The sequence below is a fragment of the Ruegeria sp. H7 genome (assembly GCF_056532945.1).
The window spans coordinates 450,810-469,829 of record NZ_JBQFNZ010000002.1 but is presented as its reverse complement, the minus strand read 5'-3'; the positions used below and the strand labels follow the sequence as shown (position 1 = coordinate 469,829).

The following is a 19,020-nucleotide window of genomic DNA, read 5'->3' as shown; positions in this document are numbered from 1 at the left end:
AGTATTAGTCGTCCAACGCGGCTTCCCAGGCAAGAACCTGTGCCGCCATGCGCCCGCGTTTGCCATCGATCACCCGCATCGCCAGCGCCTCGCCCGGCTGCAGATCCGCAAGGCCCGAGCGGCGCAGAACCTCGATATGCAGGAACACGTCTTCGCCGCGACCAAAGACATTGGCAAAACCAAAGCCTTTGCCCTTGTCGAACCATTTAACCCGCGCCGCCACCAGCGGGGCGTCAGAGATCACGTCAGGATCAAGTTCGGCAAAATCAGCCAGCAGCATCGAGTCCGTGCGTGCAGGCGGATCAACACTGATCACCTCGACCGCCTGAACGCCGCGATCGGTGCGATGGGTCATGATCTCGATCCCTGCCCCGTCCGCGACCGAGCTTTGACCGAAATTGCGCAACACGTTCACGTGCAACAGAATATCCGGACCGCCTTCGTCAGACACAACAAATCCGTATCCCTTTGCGGGATCGAACCATTTTACGTGTCCCCGGACGCGATACATGTTGTTCAGATCTTCTGGCACTGTTTTCCCATCGCGAATTTTAGCAGTTCGTTAAGGGTTTGTTGTTTATGGGAATGACCCACAATTTCAAGCTGAAAAAGTCGTTTATTTTCTGACTGTTGCATTTCGCGACACGTGAACGTCATGGATTCAACCTTTCCACATGCCACGCCGAATCCGGCTTTTCCCGTTGCCACCTGAATCTGTCGTGCAGACGAAATGCCCCGTCAGCCCAGAATTCGATTTCGGTTGGTGCTAATCTGTACCCTCCCCAAAACGGTGGCCTTGCTGGATTAGGACCGTGCTTAGCCGTCACCTTGGCGACCTCGGCCATCAGCGCGGCCCGACTGCTGAGCGGTTGTGATTGCCGCGATGCCCAAGCCCCCAACCGGCTTTTCAGTGACCTGGATGCATAATATTCATCCGCTTTCGGCCCATCCTCGCGGGTTATTGTACCACGAACTCGGATCTGACGCCGCAATGATTTCCAGTGCATGACAAAAGCGGCCTTCCCTGCACCGTCCAATTCGGACGCCTTTTTGCTTTCATAGTTTGTGTAGAAAACAAAACCGTTCGGTTCAATATCTTTCAACAGAACCATGCGCGAATTGGGCATGCCATCGGCATCGACAGTTGCCAGGGCAATTGCATTGGGGTCGTTTGATTCAGTCTTTTCAGCCTCGCCTAACCACCGAGCCGCTATTTCAAACGGATCGGAGCCAGCAAAGATGCCATCACGCTCGGTCATTTCCATCCCCTGGAAAGTATTGTCCCCGAACCTAAGGCGAGAACCTGCTGCGGGCAAGGGTGCACGGCCTTGATGCAGCGCACCCAATGGCATAAACCAACGCAACACATCGCGAAGACAGGCGGAGAACCAAACATGTCAAATCAGTTGATGGCCGGAAAACGCGGCCTCATCATGGGACTGGCCAATGACAAATCAATCGCATGGGGAATCGCCCGCGCCTTGTCCGACGCCGGGGCCGAGCTGGCCTTTTCCTATCAGGGCGACGCCCTGAAAAAGCGCGTCGATCCATTGGCGGCTCAGTTGGGAAGCGAGGTTGTCCTGCCCTGCGACGTCAGTGACGAAGCATCGATCGATGCGCTGTTCACCGCGCTGGAAGAAAAATGGGGCAAGCTGGATTTCGTCGTTCATGCCATCGGATTTTCCGACAAGAACGAATTGCGCGGTCGCTATGTCGACACCAGCCGGGCGAATTTCAAACTGACCATGGATGTGTCGGTTTATTCCTTTACCGCTGTGATGCAACGGGCCGAAAAGATGATGTCCGAAGGCGGCAGCGCGATCACGCTGACCTATTACGGCGCAGAACAGGTGATGCCACATTATAATGTGATGGGCGTGGCCAAAGCGGCGCTTGAGGCATCGGTCAAATATCTGGCCGAAGATCTGGGCAAGGACGGCATCCGCGTGAACTCGATCTCGGCCGGTCCGATCAAGACGTTGGCCGCCAGCGGCATCGGCGACTTCCGCTATATCATGAAGTGGAACGAGTATAACTCGCCCCTGCGCCGCAACGTGACCATCGACGATGTGGGCAATTCGGCGCTGTATCTGCTGTCGAACCTGTCCGGCGGTGTGACCGGGGAAAACCTGCACGTGGATTCGGGTTATCACATTGTCGGCATGAAGGCCGTCGATGCCCCGGACGTCGAGAAAGGCTAAAGACATGAGCGCCAAGGACCGCCTGCCCCACGAAAAGGGATTTCACATCAGCTGGGATCAGATCCACCGCGATTCGCGCGCTTTGGCGTGGCGGCTGGACGGGCAAGGCCCCGATGACGGCGCATGGCGCGCGGTTGTTGCGATCACCCGTGGCGGCATGGCCCCGGCGATGATCGTCAGCCGCGAGCTTGATATTCGCACCGTCGATACAATCAGCGTCCGCTCGTACCACCATCAGGAACAGGGTGAGGCCGAAGTGCTGAAAGCCCCCGATGCGGCGTTGATGGGCGACGGAGAAGGTATTCTGATCGTCGACGATCTGGTCGACAGCGGAAAAACCCTGGAACTGGTGCGCGCGATGTACCCTAAGGCCCATTTCGCCACGGTCTACGCCAAGCCTAAAGGCCGCCCGATGGTGGACACGTTCATCACCGAGGTCAGCCAGGACACCTGGATCTTCTTCCCGTGGGATATGGCCCTGCAATATGTCGAGCCTTATCGCGCCACCGACTGATCCCTTCTTCTGTTCAAAAATACCTCGGAGCGCGAGGCAGAGCCTCGCAAAAGATCGGCACGCCATGACCCAGACCCGCACCAGCGCCACCTTCCCACCCCCGGTGATGGAGGCGCGGCGTTGGCTGGACGGCGTTACATTTCCCGATGATCACCCTCTGATCAATGTCAGCCAGGCCGCACCGGTGGATCCTCCACCGCTGGCCCTGCGGCAGGCCATTGCTGACTTCACGGTGCAGCAGGACAGCGCGCATCTCTACGGACCCGTTTTGGGCAATGACGATCTGCGCACCGAACTGGCCAACCAGATTGGAGATCATTACGCAGCCAGTGTGATGCCGGAACAGGTTGCGATCACCTCGGGCTGCAATCAGGCCTTCTCAGCCGTCATCTCGGCCATCACCGATCAGGGGGATGAGGTGATCCTGCCAACCCCCTGGTACTTCAACCACAAAATGTGGCTGGATATGGCAGGCGTGCAAGCTATCGATCTGCCAACCGGTGATGATCTGCTGCCCGACCCGGATCAGGCCCGCGCCCTGATCACCGACAAGACGCGCGCGATTTCCCTGGTCACGCCCAACAATCCCGGCGGGGTCGAGTACCCGGCTGATCTGGTCCGCGCCTTCTATGATCTGGCGCGCGAAGCAGGCATCTATCTTCTGGTCGACGAAACCTATCGCGATTTCGACAGCCGCAGTGGCCCCCCGCATGAGTTGTTCCAACAGACCGGCTGGGACGAGACGCTGGTGCATCTCTATTCCTTCTCGAAAGCCTACCGCCTGACCGGGCACAGGGTCGGCGCCATTGCGACCAGCGCGGCCTTGCTGGCCGAGATCGAGAAATTTCTGGACACCGTTGCGATATGCCCCGGCCAGATCGGCCAGTTTGCGGCCCTATGGGGGATGCAGAACCTGAACCAGTGGCTGGCAGGTGAGCGCGACGAAATCCTCGACCGCCGCGCTGCCATCGCTGAGGGGATGCAGGCACTGACGGCAAAAGGCTGGCGGCTTTTGGGGCTGGGCGCTTATTTCGCCTATCTCGAACATCCGTTCGACATGCCCTCGGATGAATTGGCCCGTCGTCTGGTCCCCGAAGCAGGTATTCTGCTGTTGCCGGGCACCATGTTCATGCCCGCAGGCGACCCTGCCGGGGAACGGCAGGTCCGTGTGGCTTTTGCCAATCTGGACCGGGCCGGAATCGGCCGGTTGTTCGATCGTTTGCAGGCGCTTTCCTTCTAAGCTTGCCCCCCGGCGGCACGCGTCGTATTCAGGGCCCCGACCAACAGGGCAGAGACCTGCCAAAAACACCAAGAGGGCATTATGGCTGCAGGCAAGAACAGTCTTTCAAAAACCTTTGTCTGGATACTGATGGGCCTTCTGTTCGTAGGTCTCGCAGGCTTTGGCGCAACCAATCTCAGCGGTACGGTGCGGACCGTGGCGCAAGTGGGCGACGAAAGCGTCTCGGTCGAGGCTTATGTGCGCGAGCTTCAGCGCGAAATCCGCGCCGTCGAGGCGCAGACCGGTCAGCCGCTGCAAATGTCTCAGGCCCGTGAATTTGGGCTGGACCAACTGGCCCTGTCGCGCCTGACTGCGCTGGCCGCTTTGGACAATGAGGTCGCTCAGCTTGGTATCTCGATCGGGGATGAAAACCTGCAGGAAGAGATCGTGGCGATCCCGGCCTTTCAGGGCGTGAACGGCACGTTTGACCGCGAAGCCTATCGGTTCCAGCTGGAACAGATCGGCATGACCGATACCGAGTTCGAAGACGATCTGCGCAAGGAGTCCTCGCGCACGATCATTCAGGCCGCTGTGACCGGTGGCGTGAAGATGCCCGCAACGCTGACCGAAACCATGGTCGACTATATCGGCGCGCGCCGCAGCTTTACCGTAGCCACGCTTGGCGTTGACACACTGACCACGCCGGTCGCCGAGCCGAGCGAAGATCAGGTTCAGTCTTACTACGATGAGAACACGGATCAGTTCACCCTGCCGCGTACCAAAAGCCTGACCTATGCCATCCTGTCGCCCGAAATGCTGGTGGACACGGTCGAGGTTGACGAGGACACGCTGCGCCGCCTTTACGATCAGCGTGCGGAGGAATTCCAGCAGCCTGAACGCCGTCTGGTCGAGCGTCTGAACTTCCCCAGCGAAGAGGCCGCAAATGATGCCAAGGCCCAACTTGAAGTGGGTGGAACCACGTTCGAACAACTGGTTCGCGACCGCGAGTTGGAGCTGAGCGATATCGATCTGGGCGACGTCACACGCGATGATCTGGGCGAGGCCGCCGATGCGGTGTTTGCCGCCGAACTGGACGCGGTCGTCGGTCCGTTGCCGTCGGTCTTCGGCCCTGCCCTGTTCCGCATCAACGGATCGCTGGCCGCAAACAACACTCCGTTTGAAGACGCCGAACCGGCCCTGCGCGAAGAAATCGCCTCGGACCGCGCCCGCCGTCTGATCGAGGCGCAGTCGGAAGACATCAATGACATGCTGGCCGGTGGTGCCACCCTGGAAGAACTGGTTGCCGAGACCGAGATGGAATTGGGCCAGATCGACTGGACCGGCGACAGCGACGAAAGCGTTGCCGCCTATGACGGGTTCCGCACCGCCGCCGAAGCCGTGCGTGAAGGCGACTTCCCCGAGATCGGCTTTCTTGAGGACGGCTCGATCTTTGCCCTGCGATTGGATGAAGAACTGCCGCCGCGCCCTGAACCGCTGGACAGCGCGCGTGATCGCGTCGCCGCCGCTTGGACTGCTGCAGAGACAAACAAAGCACTGCTGGATCAGGCGGCCTCGGTCCTGGTGGAATTGGCAACCGACGGCGATTTCACTGCAACCGGCTTGCCGTTCCGCGTCGAAAACGCCCTGACCCGCACCGCGTTTCTGGACGATGTGCCGCCCAGCTTCATGGCCGAAGTGTTCGAAATGGAACCAGGTGAGCTGCGCGTGATCAGCGGCAACGAAGCGGCCATGATCGTGCGTCTGGATGAGATTCTGCCCCCGGCCGAGACCGACGAACTGCGTCAGGTGCAGGAAGCACTGACCGCTCAACTGGATCAGGCACTGGCCCAGAATATCTTTGACGCCTATGTGCGCGATGCGCAAACACGGGCCCGCCCTGTGGTCGATCAGCAAGCCCTGAACGCCGTGCAGGCAAGCTATTAAACGAGACCAAGATGGCATTGACCCCCGACTTCGATAGTTTCGCCCGCGCCTATGAAGCGGGCGAAAACCAGGTCGTCTACACTCGGCTCGCCGCTGATCTGGATACGCCGGTCTCGCTGATGCTGAAACTGACCGGCGCGCAGAAAGACGCGTTCATGCTGGAATCCGTCACTGGCGGAGAGGTGCGCGGGCGCTATTCGATCATCGGGATGAAGCCGGATCTGATCTGGCGCTGCCAGGGTGAAGTGTCTGAACTGAACCGCTCGGCGCGATTCGATGCCGAGGCGTTTACGCCTCAGGACGGCAACCCGATGGACAACCTGCGCGCGTTGCTAGCGGAAAGCCGTATCGCCCTGCCCGACGATCTGCCGCAGGCCGCCGCCGGGCTGTTCGGCTATCTGGGTTACGACATGGTGCGTCTGGTCGAATATCTGCCGGACGTGAACCCCGACCCGCTGGGTCTGCCGGACGCCATCATGCTGCGCCCGTCGGTCATCGCGGTGCTGGACGGTGTGAAGGGCGAGGTCACCGTTGTCTCGCCCGCCTGGGTCAGTGAGGGGCAATCCGCCAAGGCCGCCTATGCCCAAGCGGCTGAGCGTGTGATGGACGCGGTCCGCGATCTGGAACGCGCCATGCCTGCCGAGACCCGCGATCTGGGGGACGCGTCCGAGGTTGCGCCGCCCGTGTCGAACTTCACCAAATCCGGCTATATGGAAGCCGTTGAAAAGGCCAAGGAATACATTCGCGCGGGCGACATTTTTCAGGTCGTCCCGGCGCAGCGCTGGACGCAGGATTTTCCCCAGCCGCCCTTTGCGCTTTATCGCTCGCTGCGCCGCACCAACCCCTCGCCCTTCATGTTTTACTTCAACTTCGGCGGCTTTCAGGTTGTGGGCGCAAGCCCGGAGATTCTGGTGCGCGTCTTCGGCGACGAAGTCACCATTCGCCCCATCGCAGGCACCCGCCCACGCGGCGCGACGCCCGAAGAAGACAAGGCAAACGAGGTCGATCTGCTGGCTGACAAGAAAGAACTGGCAGAGCATCTGATGCTGCTGGATCTGGGCCGCAACGATACAGGCCGCGTTGCCAAGATCGGCACCGTACGTCCAACCGAAGAGTTCATCATCGAACGCTACAGCCACGTGATGCACATCGTCTCGAACGTGGTTGGCGAACTGGCCGAGGACAAAGACGCGCTGGATGCCTTCTTTGCCGGGATGCCTGCGGGGACCGTCTCGGGCGCGCCCAAGGTCCGCGCGATGGAGATCATCGACGAGCTGGAGCCGGAAAAGCGCGGCGTCTATGGCGGCGGTGTCGGCTATTTCAGCGCGGGCGGCGATATGGATATGTGCATCGCCCTGCGCACAGCGATCGTGAAGGATCAGAAGCTTTATATTCAGGCCGGTGGCGGCGTTGTTTACGACAGCGACCCAGAGGCTGAGTATATGGAGACAGTCCACAAATCCAATGCGATCCGACGGGCTGCGGCAGATTCTGCCCGGTTCACCGGCAGCGGCAACTAATAAGAAAAGGCGGCGATCCCGGATCAGCCGCCTTTCTTTATCTTACTGCACTTCGCGCATCATGACGGCCGAGATCGGGGCCATCGCAACCCGATTGCCGCGATCTTCCAATCCCCAAAGCAACAGTGCCGAGATCGTCTCGGGCCGCACGCGACCCAGCATCACAACCGTGCCTTCCTGTCCGGCGCGGAACACGGCCTGGTCCAGGAACCGACGCATGATCTTGGGGTCCTGACGCGCCCCGTCGATATCGCGGAACACCACGCCCGACGGCACACCGTTGCGGGCCGCGATCTTCTGGACCGTGTTCAACCCGTTATCCTGCGTGATCAGCCCCCGGCCCGTCACACCCGCAATCTCGGCCACCTGATCGGCCAGTTTGCGATTGCCCTGAATGCCGGTATCGACCCCTTCCAGAATACCCACGGTTTCCGGCAGCGCTTCAAGCCACACGGCCATCGAAACCTCGGCATCCTGTGCGCTGGCCGCCTCATGCAGATCAACCAAGGCCATCACCTCGAACCCGGCGGCTCGGTGGCGGGCCATCTTCTCGGCTGCATTCGGGTCGGACGGGCTGACGGCGAAGCTGATCGGATAGGGAAAATCCTGCAGCGCCTCGGCTCCAAATGCGTCCTCGTCATCGATCAGAATGATCGACATCAGCGGTTTGGCCTCGGGGTTATCGAACGACGCGGCGTACGCCTCGATGGGCTTTCCGACCGCGATGGCAATCGATCCATCCGTACCTGCCGCGTCCGTGCTTGGTGTATCCGTCGCTGGCGGATCGTCCCGTTCAGTCAGGGGAACAACGCGTTTACCAATGATTGAGCTGGTGCTGGTCTCACCCTCCCCCCCGATCTGAGGCAGCGCTGCAAGACGCGGCAAGGTCCGGGGCAAAACATCCTCATCGCCTTCAACGGCAATCGGGCTGTTTTCAAACGGGTTCTCTTCGGTGTCCTCGTTGGACGTGCCCGGCAATTGCGCCGGTTCTGGCTGGGGTTCCAGTCCAGCCACATCTTCGTTTGCAGGCGGCGCGGGTGTCTCATCGATCACCAGCGGTTGGCTATCGTCCTGAGGGGCCTGCGGCGCTGCCCCCGGCAGTTGTGGCGCGGCGGGCGGATCCGTCAGCACCGCGACGTCCTCGGACACCGCAGGATCAGGCTGTTCGGCCTGTTGCGCCGGATCCGTGATCACAGGTTGGGCATCTGCCTCGGCCTCAAGACCTGACAGATCGGCTGCGTCCTCTTCTTGGTACTCGGCAACATTTGGCGCAGCGGGGGGCACTTCGACCAGATCCGCATCCGATCCGGTCTCGGCCACACCTTCCGGGGCCTCGGATGTCGCCACGTCTTCGGGTTGCGGCGCTTCGGTCGTGACCGCGGTTCGCTGAGCCAACGGCGCCTGCAACGACAGTACCGTGCCCAGAATCAAAACAACGACCGCGCCCGCGACCATTCCCCCGATAAATCCGCCCATGACCAGTGCCTTTCGCCTGTTTACTGCTTTGCCCATCCCGACGCCGTCTGCTGCGACGCTTGGCCTGATGACGCGCCGGGAACGGGATGTCCTCTTGACGCTGCCGCACAAGCCTGAGCATGTATGTCCCGACATTATACCGTGGCCGGGGGCTGCATCGCCAGCCTGAAATGCCCAAGCGAAGATAAGTGCCCAAATGCTGCTGCTGATCGACAACTACGACTCGTTTACCTACAACCTGGTGCATTATCTGGGCGAACTTGGGGCCGAAATGGTCATTCGCCGCAACGATGCGCTGGATGTGCAGGAAGCCATGGCGATGAACCCCGCCGGCATCCTGCTCAGCCCCGGCCCCTGCGACCCGGATCAGGCCGGGATTTGCCTGGCCCTGACCGAAGCCGCTGCCGAGACAAAGACACCCCTTATGGGTGTTTGTCTGGGCCATCAGACTATCGGACAGGTCTTTGGCGGTAGGGTCGTGCGCTGCCATGAGATCGTGCACGGCAAGATGGGCACGATGAAACATACCGGCAAAGGCGTCTTTGCCGGACTGCCCTCACCCTTTGAAGCGACCCGCTACCATTCCCTGATCGTCGAGCGTGAGACGCTGCCGGACTGCCTTGAGATCACGGCGGAACTGGAAGACGGCACCATAATGGGGCTGCAACACAAGGAACTGCCCATTCACGGCGTCCAGTTCCACCCGGAATCCATCGCATCCGAGTATGGCCACGCCCTGCTCAAGAACTTCCTGCAAGAACTGAAAGTCCCCGCATGAGCGACGCATTGAAACCACTGATCGGCGCGTCGGCTGATCGGCCTTTGACCCGTGCCGAGGCGGAACAGGCCTTTGGCATTCTGTTCGACGGCGAAGCCACCCCCAGCCAGATTGGCGGGCTACTGATGGCGATGCGCACGCGGGGCGAAACCGTGGACGAATACGCCGCCGCCGCCGCTGTGATGCGCGCCAAGTGCAACGCCGTGACCGCACCTGCGGGTGCAATGGACATCGTGGGCACCGGCGGTGACGGCAAGGGAACCCTGAACATCTCGACCGCGACGGCCTTTGTCGTGGCGGGGGCCGGTGTCACCGTGGCCAAGCACGGCAACCGGAATCTCAGTTCCAAATCCGGCGCGGCGGATGCGTTGGGCCAGATGGGAATCAACGTGATGGTTGGCCCACAAGTGGTTGAAAAGGCGCTGAATGAGGCCGGTATCTGCTTCATGATGGCCCCAATGCACCACCCGGCCATTGCCCATGTCATGCCCTCGCGGCAAGAGCTTGGGACGCGCACGATCTTCAACATTCTCGGGCCGCTGACCAACCCGGCGGGCGTCAAGCGCCAGTTGACCGGCGCGTTCTCGCGCGAATTGATCCGACCGATGGCAGAGACGCTGGGTCTGTTGGGTTCCGACCGTGCATGGCTGGTCCATGGCTCGGACGGCACCGATGAGTTGACCATTACCGGCGTCAGCTGGGTTGCCGCGTTGGAAGACGATACCGTCAAAGAGGTTGAACTGCACCCGGAAGACGCGGGCCTGCCTGTGCACCCGTTCGAGGACATCATCGGCGGCACGCCCGAGGAAAACGCCACCGCTTTTCGCGCCTTACTGGAGGGCGCGCCGTCGGCCTATCGCGACGCCGTTCTCCTGAATTCGGCAGCCGCTCTGGTCGTGGCCGAGGCGGCCTCGGACCTGCGCGAAGGCGTTGAAAAGGCTGCCGAAAGCATCGACAGTGGCAAAGCAAAAGAGAAAATAACCGCCCTGGCGCGGATCACACAGGAAGCCGCATGACCGAGACTGTTCTGGACAAAATCAAAGCCTACAAGCTGGAAGAGATCGCAGCGGACAAGGCGCAAAAATCGCTGGACGAACTGGAAAGCGAGGCGCGCGAAGCGCCCGAGGTTCGCGGCTTTGCTGCAGCGCTGCACGATGCGTCCCGCACCGGGTATGGACTGATTGCCGAGGTCAAAAAGGCCAGCCCCTCGAAAGGTCTGATCCGTCCGGATTTTGATCCACCGGTTCTGGCGAAAGCTTATGAAGATGGCGGCGCGGCCTGTTTGTCGGTGCTGACGGACACGCCAAGCTTTCAGGGCGCCAAGGAATATCTGACCGCAGCCCGTGCCGCCACCAACCTGCCCGCCCTGCGCAAGGATTTCATGTATGACCCCTATCAGGTCGTCGAAGCGCGCGCATTGGGGGCAGATTGTATCCTGATCATCATGGCCTCGGTCGAGGATGCTCAGGCCGCCGAACTGGAACAAACCGCTTGTGACTGGGGCATGGACGTTCTGATCGAGGTTCATGACGCGGCCGAGTTGGAGCGCGCGACGCAGTTGAAAAGCCCTCTGATCGGGATAAATAACCGCAATCTCAAGACGTTCGAGACCACTCTTGATACGACCCGGCGGTTGTCGAAGCTGGTTCCAGGAGACCGGACGATCGTCTGCGAAAGCGGTCTGGGCGCGCCCGAGGATTTGGCCGATATCGCCCGTTACGGCGCGCGGTGTTTCCTGATCGGCGAAAGCCTGATGCGTCAGGACGACGTGACCGCCGCGACCCGGCACATCCTGTCAAACCCGCTGATCCCCGGAGTGATGTGATGCCGCTCACCCATTTCGATGCGCAAGGTCAGGCCCATATGGTCGATGTCTCGGATAAAGAGGTGACGGACCGTGTGGCGGTGGCCGCAGGGCACATCAAGATGGCGCAAGAAACCTTTGATTTGATTTCAGAAGGTCGCGCCAAGAAGGGCGATGTTCTGGGCGTTGCGCGACTGGCCGGAATCATGGGGGCCAAGAAAACGCCTGACCTGATCCCCCTTTGCCACCCTTTGCCGGTGACCAAGGTTGCCGTGGAGCTGACGCTGGACCCTGATCTGCCGGGCGTTCAGATCGAAGCCACCGTAAAGACCTCGGGCCAGACCGGGGTTGAGATGGAGGCGCTGACGGCCGTCTCGACCGCCGCGCTGACGGTCTATGACATGACCAAAGCCGTGGACAAGGCGATGGAGATCGGCGGTATTCGGGTCCTTTTGAAAGATGGCGGAAAATCGGGGCGTTACGAAGCGCAATGATCACCGTTGAAGACGCCCGCGCCCTGCTGTTCGATCTGGTTGCTCCGCTGCCGGTCGAGCATGTGCCACTGGCCCAATCCGCAGGCCGGGTCCTGGTCGAAGACGTCGCAGCGACGCGCGACCAGCCGCCCTTTGCGGCCTCTTCCATGGATGGATACGCGGTCAAAGCGGCTGAGGTTGAACTGCATGCCATGTTCAAGGTTGTAGGGGAATCCGCTGCGGGCAATCGCTTCGATGGACGTGTCGGGCCGGGTCAGGCTGTGCGCATTTTCACCGGCGCGCCGGTGCCGGAAGGTGCTGATTTCATTGCTATTCAGGAAGATGTGGATCGCCGGGGCGACCTGATCACCATAACCGACGCCCCCGGCCCCAGAACCAACATCCGGCCCGCCGGGGTGGATTTTGCCAAGGGTACCAAAATCACCGCCCCGCGTCTGATCCGCCCCGAAGATGCCGCCCTGATGGCCGCCATGAACATCGCAATGGTACCGGTGACGCGGAAACCTCAGGTCGCGCTGATTTCGACCGGGGATGAGTTGGTCATGCCCGGCGAAACGCCCGGCCCTGACCAGATCATCGCCTCGAATACGTTCGGACTGAAAGCCTTGCTGGAAGGGCTTGGCGCACATGTCCGCGTCCTGCCCATCGCGCAGGATACGGTATCGTCGCTTGAAACCGCCTTTGGTCTGGCCGAGGGCGCTGATCTGGTGGTGACAATCGGCGGCGCGTCGGTCGGCGACTATGATCTTGTGTCCGACGTGTCCCAGGCGCTGGGGATGGAACGGTCGTTCTACAAGATCAGAATGCGGCCCGGAAAACCCCTGATGGCCGGACGGATGGGCGATACGGCCATGGTCGGTCTGCCCGGAAATCCCGTCAGCGCAATGGTTTGCGGCTATTTGTTCCTGGCTCCGATGGTGCGGCGCATGTTGGGTCTGGATTCGGTTGTGACACCGTTCAGGACCGCCACCCTGGTCGAGCCGCTGTCGCCGAACGGCCCGCGCGAGCACTATATGCGCGCAATCCTCGACGAGAACGGCATCCGCGCCTGTGCCGATCAGGACAGTTCTCTGCTGAGCGTTCTGGCACAGGCCAACGCCTTGTTGGTGCGCCCGCCCGACGATCCCGCGCTGCCTGCGGGGGCAAAGGTGCGCTACCTGCCGATATAGAACATCGTCAAATTCGTTGACACAAAACGTGAACATGCGTAGAACAAAAGAAAACGCATGAGCGACGAGGTGTGAGCGATGCTGACCAAGAAGCAATTGGATTTGCTGGAATTCATCCACAAACGCGTGCAGGCGGACGGTGTTCCGCCCAGCTTTGACGAAATGAAGGCCGCGCTGGACCTGCGTTCGAAATCCGGCATTCATCGGTTGATCACGGCATTGGAAGAGCGTGGATTTATCCGCCGTCTGGCCCACCGTGCCCGCGCGATCGAGATTGTGAAATTGCCCGAAAGCCTTGGCGGACAACCCACGGCGGGGTTCAGCCCGCGCGTGATCGATGGTGACAAGCCTGAAGGCCAACGCCCGGCAAACTTTGAACCTGTTGCGGTGGACGCTATGGAACTGCCCGTTATGGGCCGGATCGCCGCTGGTGTGCCGATTGAGGCGATCAGCCACGTCTCGCATCGTGTGGCGGTACCCGGCCCCATGGTCTCGGGTCAGGGTTCGCATTACGCGCTTGAGGTAAAGGGCGACTCGATGATCGATGCCGGGATCAATGATGGCGACGTCGTCGTGATCCGCGAGACATCGACCGCTGACAACGGCGACATCGTTGTTGCACTGGTCGAGGATCAGGAGGCCACCTTGAAGCGTTTCTTCCGCCGTGGTCAGGCCATCGCGCTTGAGGCCGCGAACCCGGCTTATGAAACGCGGGTGCTGCCCGAAGACAAAATCAAGGTTCAGGGTCGTCTGGTCGGGTTGATCCGCACCTACTGATCCCACCTTTAACGCCTGTCCCCGGAGGGTTTCGGGGACCACAGGCGATGCCCGGTCAGATCCGCGCTGGTGACCAGCTTTCCATCAGTGATGGAGAGGCTTCCGGTCTCATACAGCCGCTCGGGGTCAAAAACGCTGCAATCTCCGTCCATGTCCAGATTTATTGCTGAAACAACGATCTGATTCTCATGGCACTCCGTGAATTCCTGCGCGGCCCTTTTGCCGGTGACATGGATGACCTCTTTGTCCTGCAAGGCAATCCGCTGGATAAGGCCGGACTGCCCCGGCCAACGACCGGCAGCGTGCACCTGATCCTGCCCGTCCCCGTCATTCTCTAACCAAACAGTCGCAACAAAACCGCTGCCTTTTTCTTTGCTCAGCGCCCTGCCCTGTTCAGTGATGACGCCCACCAACCCTCCGGACTCGGCGATCAGCACCTCGGGGCGATGGCCAGACGTCCAGAACAGAAAGGCAAGGGCGACGGGGGCAAGGCCGATCCACCGCGCCCGGCCCTGCCACAGGGCAATCCAAAGCGCGCCCAGGGCCATCACCGGCAGCACGAACCAGGGCGGGCTGACAACGTAACCTTGCGCGCCCTCAAGGCCCGAGACCCAGTCCGCGATCATCAAGATCCATCGCAGGCCAATGCCCATGATCTGAATGGCAATCGCCTCCAACCCAAACGGGGCCAACAAGGCCGCAACCACGGCAAAGGGCACCACAACCGACCCCATCACCGGAACCGACAGAAGGTTCGCCAGCAGGCCATAATGCGACATGGTGTTGAAATGTGCCGCGCCGATTGGCGCAGTGGCAAGACCGGCGATTGCAGATGACATGAGAACGCCGGCTATCGGCTGCACCCATTTGGGGCCGGGCATCGGGCCGAAGTCGCGCAATGCGCCAAAGACGGCCACAAGGGCCGTGGTTGCCGCAAATGACATCTGAAAACCGGGGCTCAGCAGGGTTTCGGGGCGCAAGGCCAGCACGATCAACGCCGCCACGGCCACCGCCCGCAACGAGATGGCACGGCGGTCGATCAGAACCGCCCCCAACATGACGGTGACCATGACAAAGGCACGTTCGGTCGCCACGTTACCGCCCGAGAGCATCAGGTAGATCACCGCAGCGACCAGCGCACATCCCGCAGCCAGTTTGCGAACCGGAACGCGCAGGGCCAAGGCCGGGATCGCGGACAGCCCGATCCGGCAGGCCACAAAGACAAACCCGGTCAACAGCCCCATATGCAAGCCCGAGATCGCAAGTAGATGCGCGAGATTCGATGCCCGTAACGCCCCAAGCGCCGCTTGCCCCATACCGCTGCGGTCTCCGGTGGTGACGGCGGCGGCAAAGCCGCCAACCTCACCCGGCAAGATCTCACGCACCCGCTCGGAAATCTTCATGCGGATCGCGGTAATCCGAACCCCGTCCATCGCGTCCTGCGGCGGGGCAATGGTCATGACCGGAACGCGGGTGTATCCAACCGCGCCAAGGCGTTGAAACCAGGCGTGGCGGCGGAAATCGAAACCGCCGGGCTCGACCGGGCCTTGCGGCGGCGACAAATGGGCGGTGGTCATGATCCGCTGCCCCGGCGCAATGGGATCGATCTGAGAATGTACGGAAAGACGGATGCGCTGCGGTCGCCGATCATGCGGCACGTCCCCTACCCGCACCTGATCCAGCGTCAGTCGCAGCGCATCCGAGGCAGACCGGTCCATGGCGACGACCCTCCCCTCGATGGGGCCGTAATACCGCCATGACAAAACCGGTTCCGCCACCATATGGGCGCGGGCACCTGCCAGCAGAAAGCCGACAGCAACCAGCGCCCCCCCGATTGCCAACGATCCCCATCCGGCCGGTAAAAAGCGGCACAGGCCGATCAGCACCAAACCGGTGGTCGCAAAGCCCAGATAGATCGGCCAGCCCGGTTCGAACCGCAATCCGAAATAGAGGCCAATCCCAAGCGCCAGACATACCGGAGACCATGGAAACAGGAACCCCGTCTGGTTCAGCAGCGCCGCCTGGGCCCGTGCAAGAACACGCATGGTTGCCCCCGTCCTTCGGGCTCGTTAGACAAGCGCCACACTATGCCCGTCGCGGTTACCAAAAGGTTAATCAAAATAATGTCCGATCAGGTCGTCACCCGTTTTGCACCCTCACCCACCGGTTTTCTGCACATCGGCGGTGCACGCACAGCGCTGTTCAACTGGCTTTATGCGCGCGGGCGCAGCGGCAAGTTCCTGCTGCGAATCGAAGACACGGACCGCGAGCGGTCGACCCCCGAGGCCACCGCGGCGATTCTACAAGGCATGGAGTGGCTTGGGCTGGATCACGACGGCGACGTGATTTCTCAGTTCGAAGGGGCCGCACGACACGCCGAGGTTGCGCATCAGCTATTGGCTGAGGGCAAGGCTTATAAGTGTTTCTCGTCTCAGGATGAAATCGCCGCATTCCGCGAACAGGCACGGGCCGAGGGGAAATCGACCCTGTTCCGCAGCCCCTGGCGCGATGCGCCCCCTGAAACCCACCCCAATGCGCCTTTTGTGATCCGCATCAAGGCGCCGCAGGACGGCGCGACCGTGATCCGGGATCAGGTTCAGGGCGATGTGACCATCCGCAACGATCAGCTAGACGATATGATCCTTCTGCGCTCGGACGGGACACCGGTTTATATGCTGGCGGTTGTGGTTGATGACCACGATATGGGCGTCACCCATGTGATCCGCGGCGACGATCACCTGAACAACGCCGCCCGCCAGATGATGATCTACGAGGCGATGGGCTGGGACGTTCCAGTCTGGGCGCACATTCCGCTGATTCACGGGCCTGACGGCAAGAAACTGTCCAAACGCCACGGCGCTTTGGGCGCGCAGGAATATCAGGCGATGGGCTATCCCGCCGCCGGTATGCGCAACTATCTGGCACGTCTGGGTTGGAGCCACGGTGACGATGAATTCTTCACCGACGCACAGGCGAAAGAGTGGTTCGATCTGGATGGAATCGGCAAAAGCCCGGCGCGTTTCGACTTGAAAAAGCTGGAAAACCTGTGCGGTCAGCACATCGCAATCTCGGATGATGCTGCGCTGCGGCAAGAAATTGAAGATTACCTCGCGGCAGCAGAGCTGCCCGCTCTCACACAGACACAATCGGGTGATCTGGAACGTGCGATGTATTGCCTCAAGGATCGCGCGCGCACTTTCCCGGAACTGCTTGAAAAAGCGCATTTTGTACTGACCGAGCGTCCGATTGCCCCGGATGAGAAAGCCGCAAAAGCGTTGGCATCAGTATCCGATGGTATACTGAATGAATTGACGCCGCAGTTGCAAAATGCTAGCTGGTCCCGGAACGAGCTGGAAGAGACGTTGAATTCCTTTGCCGAAGCAAGGGAGGTCAAGTTCGGCAAGCTGGCAGGCCCGCTTAGGGCTGTATTGGCTGGTCGGGCCGTCACACCTTCGGTTTTTGACATGATGCTTGTGCTGGGACGCGATGAAACCCTGGCGCGGCTTTCTGAGGCAGCGAAATAAACCCAAGCTTCATAAACGGGTAACGCTGCTCCGCTAACACCCGGACTGCGCGCTTGCGCGCGGTCATTGCCCGCAGGTTTCGGCAACGATCTGGCCTGCGCACGAATGAAGAAGGGACAACCATGACTGATAGCAACAAAACAGCCACTCTGACCGTGCATGGAAAAGAGTATGAGTTGCCGGTTCACTCGCCGACCGCTGGGCCTGACGTTGTCGATATCCGCAAACTGTACGGTCAGGCGGGTGTGTTCACCTATGACCCCGGCTTTACCTCGACCGCAAGCTGCGACAGCACCATCACCTATATCGATGGCGAAAAGGGCGAGCTGCTGCACCGGGGCTATCCGATCGATCAACTGGCCGAGAAATCCCACTTCCTGGAAGTGTGCTATCTGCTGCTGTACGGAGAGTTGCCGAGCGCCAAGGATCTTGAAACCTTCGAGACCACGATCACCCGTCACACCATGCTGCACGAGCAGATGCAGTATTTCTATCGCGGCTTCCGCCGGGACGCGCACCCGATGGCGATCATGGTGGGCGTGGTTGGCGCGATGTCGGCCTTCTATCACGATTCGACCGACATCTCGGACCCGCATCAGCGCGAGGTCGCCTCGCACCGTCTGATCGCCAAGATGCCCACCATCGCGGCCTGGGCCTTCAAGTACCACACCGGTCAGCCTTTCGTTTATCCGCGCAATGATCTGGACTATGCGTCGAACTTCCTGCGCATGTGCTTCAGCGTTCCAGCCGAAGAGTATGAGGTGAACCCGATCCTCAGCCGTGCAATGGACCGCATCTTTACCCTGCACGCGGACCACGAACAGAACGCCTCGACATCGACCGTGCGTCTGGCGTCATCGTCCGGTGCAAACCCGTTTGCCTGTATCGCCGCTGGCATCGCCTGCCTGTGGGGTCCGGCCCATGGCGGTGCGAACCAAGCCTGTCTAGAGATGCTGGAAGAGATCGGCACCGTTGATCGTATCCCTGAATACATCGCCCGCGCCAAGGACAAGAACGACCCGTTCCGCCTGATGGGCTTTGGCCACCGCGTCTACAAGAACTTCGACCCGCGCGCCAAGGTGATGAAGCAGTCGGCTGACGAAGTGCTGGATCTGCTGGGCATTGAAGACAATCCGAAGCTGCAGGTCGCCAAGGAACTTGAGCGTGAGGCGCTGGAAGATCCGTATTTCGCCGAGAAAAAACTGTTCCCGAATGTGGACTTCTATTCGGGCATCATTCTCGAGGCGATGGGCTTCCCCACCTCGATGTTCACCCCGATCTTTGCCCTTTCGCGCACCGTTGGCTGGGTCAGCCAGTGGAAAGAGATGATTGCCGATCCACAGAACAAGATCGGCCGTCCGCGTCAGTTGTATCTGGGCGAGACCAACCGCGACTACGTGGATATCGAAAACCGCTAAGGCGGCATGACACAAGAAAGACCCCGCGATTTGCGGGGTTTTTTTTGAGCGGTCAAACGTGGATCCGGCCGACAACGGTAAACCTCGTCGTGCCGTCGCTTCGAATTCTTCTAGCGTCGCCAATGCTCTTCTTCTTGGCCAATGCCTCTGTTTGCGGGTTTTGGTCAGGGTTTTGACCCTTG

The 19,020-nt window shown here is 60.6% G+C and carries 17 protein-coding genes; 13 read left to right on the top strand and 4 right to left on the bottom strand.

Annotated elements, in window-relative coordinates; translation table 11 throughout:
- Positions 1–4 precede the first annotated feature (4 nt).
- Positions 5–511: a cold-shock protein gene (locus tag ACR0AC_RS07355; protein ID WP_480626273.1), complete on the bottom strand. Its 507-nt coding sequence runs from the start codon at positions 509–511 to the stop codon at positions 5–7.
- A gap of 142 nt (positions 512–653) precedes the next feature.
- Entirely contained in the window at positions 654–1,259 is a 606-nt protein-coding gene (gene pdxH / locus ACR0AC_RS07350; protein ID WP_170450383.1) for a pyridoxamine 5'-phosphate oxidase, read from the bottom strand.
- A 135-nt stretch (positions 1,260–1,394) separates the two neighbouring features.
- On the opposite strand from pdxH, the gene fabI reads away from it, so the two are divergent.
- The 5 genes from fabI (at position 1,395) to trpE (ending at position 7,398) form a co-directional block, all read left to right on the top strand.
- Positions 1,395–2,201, top strand: coding sequence for an enoyl-ACP reductase FabI (gene fabI, locus ACR0AC_RS07345; protein WP_170450381.1), 807 nt, complete (start codon positions 1,395–1,397; stop codon positions 2,199–2,201).
- Positions 2,202–2,205: 4 nt separating this feature from the next.
- A complete protein-coding gene (gpt, locus tag ACR0AC_RS07340) occupies positions 2,206–2,715 on the top strand; it encodes a xanthine phosphoribosyltransferase (protein WP_480872614.1) in 510 nt (169 codons plus the stop codon).
- A 64-nt stretch (positions 2,716–2,779) separates the two neighbouring features.
- Positions 2,780–3,955, top strand: coding sequence for an aminotransferase (locus ACR0AC_RS07335; protein ID WP_480872612.1), 1,176 nt, complete (start codon positions 2,780–2,782; stop codon positions 3,953–3,955).
- A gap of 81 nt (positions 3,956–4,036) precedes the next feature.
- On the top strand, positions 4,037–5,878 hold the full coding sequence (locus tag ACR0AC_RS07330) for a peptidyl-prolyl cis-trans isomerase (protein ID WP_480872610.1): 1,842 nt from the start codon (positions 4,037–4,039) through the stop codon (positions 5,876–5,878).
- An 11-nt stretch (positions 5,879–5,889) separates the two neighbouring features.
- Entirely contained in the window at positions 5,890–7,398 is a 1,509-nt protein-coding gene (gene trpE, locus ACR0AC_RS07325) for an anthranilate synthase component I (RefSeq protein WP_170450373.1), read from the top strand.
- Positions 7,399–7,440: 42 nt separating this feature from the next.
- Here the strand turns inward: trpE and ACR0AC_RS07320 are convergent, their stop codons facing one another.
- Positions 7,441–8,910, bottom strand: a complete 1,470-nt coding sequence (locus ACR0AC_RS07320) for a divergent polysaccharide deacetylase family protein (protein WP_480626050.1) — start codon at positions 8,908–8,910, stop codon at positions 7,441–7,443.
- Between the two features lie 160 nt (positions 8,911–9,070).
- Here ACR0AC_RS07320 and ACR0AC_RS07315 point away from each other — a divergent pair, with 160 nt between their 5' ends.
- The 6 genes from ACR0AC_RS07315 (at position 9,071) to lexA (ending at position 13,896) form a co-directional block, all read left to right on the top strand.
- Positions 9,071–9,652 carry an anthranilate synthase component II gene (locus tag ACR0AC_RS07315; RefSeq protein ID WP_480872608.1) on the top strand — a complete coding sequence of 194 codons (582 nt, stop codon included), beginning with the start codon at positions 9,071–9,073 and terminating at the stop codon, positions 9,650–9,652.
- A complete protein-coding gene (gene trpD / locus ACR0AC_RS07310) occupies positions 9,649–10,668 on the top strand; it encodes an anthranilate phosphoribosyltransferase (protein ID WP_170450367.1) in 1,020 nt (339 codons plus the stop codon). Before ACR0AC_RS07315 ends, trpD begins: the two co-directional genes overlap by 4 nt.
- The gene (trpC, locus tag ACR0AC_RS07305; protein ID WP_480872606.1) at positions 10,665–11,477 is read left to right on the top strand and encodes an indole-3-glycerol phosphate synthase TrpC; all 813 of its coding nucleotides are present in this window, start codon (positions 10,665–10,667) and stop codon (positions 11,475–11,477) included. Before trpD ends, trpC begins: the two co-directional genes overlap by 4 nt.
- Positions 11,477–11,950, top strand: a complete 474-nt coding sequence (gene moaC / locus ACR0AC_RS07300; protein WP_170450363.1) for a cyclic pyranopterin monophosphate synthase MoaC — start codon at positions 11,477–11,479, stop codon at positions 11,948–11,950. The genes trpC and moaC overlap by 1 nt, the downstream gene beginning before the upstream one ends.
- The gene (locus ACR0AC_RS07295) at positions 11,947–13,119 is read left to right on the top strand and encodes a molybdopterin molybdotransferase MoeA (protein WP_480872604.1); all 1,173 of its coding nucleotides are present in this window, start codon (positions 11,947–11,949) and stop codon (positions 13,117–13,119) included. The genes moaC and ACR0AC_RS07295 overlap by 4 nt, the downstream gene beginning before the upstream one ends.
- Positions 13,120–13,197: 78 nt before the next feature.
- Complete coding sequence (gene lexA / locus ACR0AC_RS07290; protein ID WP_170450359.1) at positions 13,198–13,896, top strand: transcriptional repressor LexA; 699 nt, start codon at positions 13,198–13,200, stop codon at positions 13,894–13,896.
- 8 nt (positions 13,897–13,904) lie between these two features.
- Here the strand turns inward: lexA and ACR0AC_RS07285 are convergent, their stop codons facing one another.
- Positions 13,905–15,941 carry a ComEC/Rec2 family competence protein gene (locus ACR0AC_RS07285; RefSeq protein WP_480872602.1) on the bottom strand — a complete coding sequence of 679 codons (2,037 nt, stop codon included), beginning with the start codon at positions 15,939–15,941 and terminating at the stop codon, positions 13,905–13,907.
- A gap of 78 nt (positions 15,942–16,019) precedes the next feature.
- Between ACR0AC_RS07285 and gltX the strand changes: the two genes are divergently transcribed.
- Together gltX and gltA are read left to right on the top strand one after the other, a co-directional pair.
- Positions 16,020–17,420, top strand: a complete 1,401-nt coding sequence (gene gltX, locus ACR0AC_RS07280) for a glutamate--tRNA ligase (protein WP_480872600.1) — start codon at positions 16,020–16,022, stop codon at positions 17,418–17,420.
- Between the two features lie 122 nt (positions 17,421–17,542).
- The gene (gltA, locus tag ACR0AC_RS07275; protein WP_170450352.1) at positions 17,543–18,838 is read left to right on the top strand and encodes a citrate synthase; all 1,296 of its coding nucleotides are present in this window, start codon (positions 17,543–17,545) and stop codon (positions 18,836–18,838) included.
- The last annotated feature ends 182 nt before the right edge of the window (positions 18,839–19,020 follow it).